This is a genomic window from Kordia sp. (assembly GCF_045105435.1).
Taxonomy (GTDB): domain Bacteria; phylum Bacteroidota; class Bacteroidia; order Flavobacteriales; family Flavobacteriaceae; genus Kordia.
Map to the genome: position 1 here is coordinate 1 of NZ_JBGCDL010000215.1, position 6,473 is coordinate 6,473.

Here is a 6,473-nt window from a genome sequence, read left to right on the forward strand (position 1 = left end):
GTATGCGCAATGGCATTGGCTATTGTAAGTTGTAAAGACAACACAACACCAAAAACGATCTCAGTTGACACACAAACAAAAACTGCGACAACAGAAACAAGTAAAGGCGACCTTGCTGCAAACTACAACAAAGCAGAGTTTAAAATTGACGGAATGACTTGCGCAGTTGGTTGCGCAAAGCGTATTGAAGGCAAATTAGCAGCTATGGAAGGTGTAAAATCTGCCACTGTAGATTTTGAACAGAAATTAGCAATGGTTGAGTATAACGACGAAAAAGTTGATTTTGATGCATTGACAAGCACCGTAACTAAAGTTGCTGGCGACTACAAAGTATCTGATATGAAAAATGTAGCAGCATTTTCAAAAAAATGTGCTGGCGATTGCAAAATGGAATGCTGTGCAAAAAAAGGCGAAACTAAAAAAGCCTGTAAAGCAGATTGCAAAATGGCTTGTTGTGCAAAAAAAGATGCTGAAAAAATAGCTTGTGCAACAGATTGCAAAAAAGAATGCTGTACAAAAAAGGCATAATTTTTTTTTAAAAAAAGATAAACTTAAAATCCTCAATTATTATAATTGGGGATTTTTTTGTGTTTTGATGTGTTGATTCGAATTCAAACAAAATATAATTTCCACAAAAAACAGATTGCCACGCATTTTTCTAAAATGCTCGCAAAGACGTTTCTAATAAATTTGAATTTGAAATATAAAAGTTTGTCTACTAAAATACCAAAAGCGAAGCGATCTAATTCGCCCATTCCAAAGATTCAATCAACTTCCGAATGTCTTTTTTAATATAAATCACAGCAGGAAAAATAGAATCGTAATTTGGTATTGCATCAAAGTATAACGAACCTGTTAAGAAGTGTTTTTCGTTATCTGTTACATAAAATTGTGCTTGCGAAGCGGCATTTCCTTCCACTTCATACACCATTCCATACACATTTTGTTCCTTGTTTTCGTAGACAGTCGGATCAATTGCATCTGCTTTTACAGCATGTTCGTAGGTTAATTTTTGTACATCTTCCAACAACTTATCTAAGTTTCCGTTTACAGGAATGTATGATAAATGTACTGTTCCGTTTAATGCCGGATATTCCAAATTGATCCAACAGTTTTTCTTCGGATCAATCAATGCCAATTCGTTTTTATCAAACGTATACGGACAATCAGATTGCACTTTTGCATATTGTGCTGTCGGATATTTCAATCGTAAAAAAGCTTTTGGTTTTGGCAGCATTTCGCCTTCACACGAGCTCAAAAGAATGCTTACTAATAAAAAGAGGCTGGTGTATTTTAAAATGTTCATTCTTTCAGAGTTACTTTTACTTGTTTCAATCGTTTATTGTCAATCACTTCCACAGTAAACGTATAATTACCGAAATTTATTTTATCGCGTACTTTCGGGAAACCTCTAAAAATTTCCAACACAAAACCTGCTACCGTTTCCGATTCGCCTTTCTGTGATTCAAATTCTGAATTGTCTTCCAATCCGATAATTTTATAAAAATCTTTTAAATTCGTTTTTCCTTCAAAGACATAGTTTTTATCGTCAATTTTAGAATAATGCACGTCTTCATCATCAAACTCATCACTAATATCGCCTACAATTTCTTCAATGACATCTTCCAACGACACCAAACCAGAAGTTCCGCCATATTCATCGACCACAATTGCTAAGTGAATTTTCTTTTCTTGAAATTCGCGCAATAAATCATCCAATTTTTTATTCTCAGGCACAAAATACGCATCGCGTAACAGTTTTGTCCATTGATAATTTTTAGCATCAATATGCGGAATGAGATCTTTTACATATAAAATCCCCGAAATATCGTCCAAACTCTCTTTGTACACAGGAATTCTTGAATACCCTTTTTTAGTAATTTCACTCAAAACGGCTTCAAACGTCATGGCTTCTTTCAAGGCAAAAACGTCCATTCGCGGTTGCATTACTTGTTTGGTATCTGTATTTCCGAACGATACAATTCCTTGTAAAATTTTTTGTTCTTCTTTCGTAGTTTCGTCTTCTGAAGTCAATTCTAGCGCTTGCGACAATTGATCTACCGAAAGGTTTGAACGGCGTTTTCCGAGTTTCTTCTGAATTAGTCCCGAAACAAAACTCATTGGCATACTAATAGGCGCAAAAAGTTTGTCCATTACATTCAGTGGATACGCCATCATTGCCGAAAATTTATGTTTATTACGACTTGCGTAGACTTTGGGTAGAATTTCTCCAAAAAGTAAAATTAAAAATGTAACCACGCCAATTTTAATGACCCAATACAACCAATTTGGAGAGATTTCAGGAAAAAACTTATCACTAAGCGATGCAAATAATAAAACCGTAGCAATATTAATAAAGTTATTGGCGACTAAAATAGTCCCTAATAATCTTCGAGGTTTTCGAAGTAATTTTGCTGCGAGTCGTAAGCTTCCCGAATTGGATTCCTCTGCTTCATTGATTTCAGTTTGTGACAACGAAAACAGTGCGACTTCTGCACCCGAAATTAAGGCAGAAGAAAACAATAAAATACCAAAAAAAACAATCTTAAATATATCGAGTCCTTCAATAGACGCTAAAAAGATTAGTAAACTGGGTTCTGGATCCAAAATGGCATTAATTAATTAAACTTCGATTAAAATGGTAGATCATCATTATCATCAGCAGGTGTCGTTTGTGGCGTGTGCTGCTGTGGTTGTTGCGCATGCTGAGTTGGCTGCGCAGCTTGATGATTCGTAGTCGTATTTGCAGGAGCTGTTGTTGCAGCTGCATTGGATTGCGCTTCTTTTTTGGTCGATAAAAATGTAAAATCGGTTACTTGAATTTCGGTGGTATAGCGCGTATTTCCATCTTCGCCTTGCCATTGCCTGTTTTTCAAACGTCCTTCTACATATACTTTATCGCCTTTACTTAGGTATTTTTCACAAATTTCTGCGGCTTTATTTCGTACAACAACATTGTGCCAATCTGTATTTACAACACGTTCGCCCGTTTGTTTATTTGTGTACGAATCGTTGGTTGCTATCGGAAAACGCCCAATACAACCGCCACCTTCAAAGTAATGCATTTTTACTTCATCGCCCAAGTGCCCTATCAACATTACTTTATTTAGTGTTCCGCTCATTGTTTTAAATTTTTGTGTATAATCAAATGTACTAAAAAACCTTTAAAAATTGAATTCTTCAATGAAGTTTCCAATAAGGATTGGTACAGGATATTTTCTAATTTCTTGCAAAAGTATTCCATTTTTTAAATTATCGGTCGTTTCTACAATCCAAAATGTAGTGTGTAAGTGTTGATGCGATAGTTTATGAATTTTTTCTTTTTTGTTGAATTGTGTAATCGAAAACTCTTTGACATTTATAATTTCTTCTATTTCAGCTTGATGCGATTCAATATTTTCGATAGACTTTTCCGTTTCCAGCAATGGAAATTGATACAATCCTTGCCAAATACCTTTTCCTTTTCGTTCTTCTAGAAGCGTCTCTGTTTCGTTTGAAATGACTACGAGAAAATTGAACCAACGATTTTTTATCTTTGTTTTTTTCAGCTTGACTGGCAACATTCCTACGCGCTGATTTTTTAAACCTTCACAACTTTCGCTTAACGGACATATAATACAATATGGACTTTGCGGTTTGCATTGCACAGCGCCAAACTCCATAATTGCCTGATTAAAATTCGCAGGATCGTCATGATCTACGACTTCAAACGCCAATTCTTTAAACTTTTTTATGCCTTCTGTACTATTAATAGGTATATCCACATCAAAATAGCGAGACAAAACGCGGTATACATTTCCATCCACTACGGGCGCAACTTCGTCAAAACAAATAGAAGCAATAGCGCTTGCGGTATAATCACCAACACCTTTTAGCTTTAAAAGTTCTTTATATGTACCTGGAAACTGCCCATTATAATTTTCTACAATATCTTTTGCGGTGTAATGCAAGTTGCGCGCGCGCGAATAATAACCGAGTCCTTGCCACAACTTTAACACCTGTGATTCTTCGGCTTTCGCCAGATCGTATACTGAGGGAAACGCCTCTGTAAACTTCTCATAATAAGGAAGTCCCTGCGCTACACGGGTTTGTTGCAACATAATTTCGGACAACCAAATTCGGTATGGATCTTTGGTTTTTCGCCATGGTAAATCGCGCTTATTTTGGAAATACCACTGTATAATTTCTTTGGAAAAGTTCATCAAATCAAAATAATACGCAAAAATAAATGTTTATATCGTTAAATTTTAATCAATTAGAACATAAATATTATCTAATTAATTATATATTTGCATCCCTTAATTTTATAACGAATAAACAAAAAATATATAAAAATGACGAAAGCGGACATCGTAGCAAAGATTTCAGAAAAACTTGGAATGGAGAAGAGTGAAGTACAGGCAACTGTTGAAACTTTTATGGAAGAAGTGAAGAATTCTTTAGAAGGTGGAGACAATGTTTACTTAAGAGGTTTTGGTAGTTTCATCATCAAAACAAGAGCTGAAAAAACTGGAAGAAACATTTCTAAGAACACAACTATCAAAATTCCTGCACACAATATTCCTGCATTTAAGCCTGCAAAGATCTTTGTAGAAGGAGTGAAAGACAACGTTAAAGTAAAGTAATTAAAAAATAAATTTATTAATTAAAAACATAGAGCATTATGCCAAGTGGTAAAAAAAGAAAAAGACACAAGGTGGCTACGCATAAGCGTAAAAAGAGAAGAAGAGCTAATCGCCACAAGAAGAAGTAGTTTATAGCAAACTACTTCTTTGTTTTATAGCCAAAACAAAAAAAACGTTCTTTGAAAAAAAATTACATATTGAGGTAAGCACTACTGTCTTGTGCTTGCGTTCTCATTGTGTACATTTTATTAGGTAAAAACAATACCTGTGAAAATTGTTTAATCCATCTGTACATTTATGTATGGATAAAAATTAGATCAGAGTGAATAAAGAATTAATAATTAGATCCAATTCCTCTGAAGTTGATTTTGCCTTGCTAAAGGATGGAAAACTTATTGAATTACATAAGGAAGCAGACAATAATGATTTTGCGGTTGGAGACGTATTTCTTGCTAAGATAAGAAAACCCGTTTCAGGACTCAATGCGGCTTTTGTAAACGTAGGCTACGAAAAAGATGCCTTTTTACATTACCACGATTTAGGTCCACAACTTCTTTCCTTATTAAAATTTATAAAACGTGTAAGCACAGGTAAACTAAAAGATTATACATTAAAAAATTTTCCGTTTGAAGCCAATATTGATAAAAATGGTAGCATCATGGATGCGGTAAAAGCCAATCAATCGATATTAGTTCAAATTGTGAAAGAGCCAATTTCGACCAAAGGTCCTAGAATTAGTTCGGAGCTTTCTATAGCAGGACGGTATATTGTACTTGTTCCCTTTTCGGAACGTGTTTCTATATCGCAAAAAATAGAGAGTAAGGAAGAAAAAGACCGATTGAAACGTTTGGTACTCAGTATCAAACCCAAAGGTTTTGGCGTTATTGTACGTACAGTAGCTGAAGGCAAAAAAGTAGCTGAATTGGACCAAGACTTACAAAATTTGTTGACCAAATGGTCTACAATGTGTAAAAAACTCTATAAAGCTGAACATCCGTCGAAAGTATTAAGTGAAATGAACAAAGCGTCTTCTATTTTGAGAGACATATTTAATGAGTCATTCACAGGAATTCAAGTCGATAATGAAGATCTTTATTACGAGATTAAAGAATACGTGCAGAAGATTGCACCAAAAAAAGAGTCTATTGTAAAATTGTACCAATCTAAAGTTCCACCGTTTGAAAAATATGGTGTGGAACGACAAATTAAAACCTCTTTTGGAAAAACAGTTTCCATGAGTAAAGGCGCTTATTTAGTAATAGAACATACAGAAGCATTACATGTTATTGATGTAAACAGCGGAAACCGTTCTAACAAAGCCAAAACACAAGAGGACACTGCATTAGAAGTCAACATGATTGCCGCAAAAGAAATTGCTAGGCAACTACGTTTACGAGATATGGGAGGAATCATCGTAATCGACTTTATCGATATGACCAATGCAGATCACCGAAGAACTCTATTTGATCATTTGAAGACAGAAATGAAAGATGACAGAGCGAAACACAAAATATTACCTCCAAGTAAATTTGGTCTGGTACAAATTACGCGACAAAGAGTACGACCAGAAGTAAATATTAAGACACGAGAAGTAAATCCGAATGGAACTGGTAGCGAAGTGGAAGCACCAATTGTTCTCGTTGATAAAATTACAACTGATCTAGAAAGAATTTTAGCCAAGAAAGATGGCTACAACGGAGTTACGTTAAACACGCATCCTTTTATTGCGGCGTATCTCACAAAAGGATTTCCATCCATCCGTTTTAAGTGGTTTATGAACCATAAAAAATGGGTAAAAATATTACCAAGAGATGCTTACACGTATCTAGACTATCGTTTTAAAGATAA

7 protein-coding genes are annotated in these 6,473 nt (G+C 34.9%); 3 read left to right on the plus strand and 4 right to left on the minus strand.

Annotated features, from left to right (window positions below; translation table 11 throughout):
* Positions 1–528 (plus strand): heavy-metal-associated domain-containing protein (locus AB8B65_RS11180; RefSeq protein ID WP_405301090.1); only part of this gene is annotated, 528 nt, incomplete at its 5' end.
* A 214-nt stretch (positions 529–742) separates the two neighbouring features.
* Here AB8B65_RS11180 and gldD read toward each other — a convergent pair.
* Genes gldD through mutY form a run of 4 tightly spaced genes read right to left on the minus strand, consistent with a single transcriptional unit; the run spans position 743 to position 4,202 of the window.
* Positions 743–1,306: a gliding motility lipoprotein GldD gene (gene gldD, locus AB8B65_RS11185; protein WP_405301091.1), complete on the minus strand. Its 564-nt coding sequence runs from the start codon at positions 1,304–1,306 to the stop codon at positions 743–745.
* Positions 1,303–2,607 (minus strand): gliding motility-associated protein GldE, encoded by a 1,305-nt coding sequence (locus tag AB8B65_RS11190; RefSeq protein ID WP_405301092.1) that lies wholly within the window; start codon positions 2,605–2,607, stop codon positions 1,303–1,305. The genes gldD and AB8B65_RS11190 overlap by 4 nt, the downstream gene beginning before the upstream one ends.
* Positions 2,608–2,633: 26 nt before the next feature.
* Positions 2,634–3,122, minus strand: coding sequence for a single-stranded DNA-binding protein (locus tag AB8B65_RS11195; protein ID WP_405301093.1), 489 nt, complete (start codon positions 3,120–3,122; stop codon positions 2,634–2,636).
* Between the two features lie 42 nt (positions 3,123–3,164).
* Positions 3,165–4,202 carry an A/G-specific adenine glycosylase gene (mutY, locus tag AB8B65_RS11200; protein ID WP_405301095.1) on the minus strand — a complete coding sequence of 346 codons (1,038 nt, stop codon included), beginning with the start codon at positions 4,200–4,202 and terminating at the stop codon, positions 3,165–3,167.
* 132 nt (positions 4,203–4,334) lie between these two features.
* Between mutY and AB8B65_RS11205 the strand changes: the two genes are divergently transcribed.
* Entirely contained in the window at positions 4,335–4,625 is a 291-nt protein-coding gene (locus tag AB8B65_RS11205) for an HU family DNA-binding protein (protein WP_108115657.1), read from the plus strand.
* A 322-nt stretch (positions 4,626–4,947) separates the two neighbouring features.
* Positions 4,948–6,473: Rne/Rng family ribonuclease (locus AB8B65_RS11210; protein WP_405301096.1), on the plus strand; the 1,526-nt coding region annotated here is incomplete at its 3' end.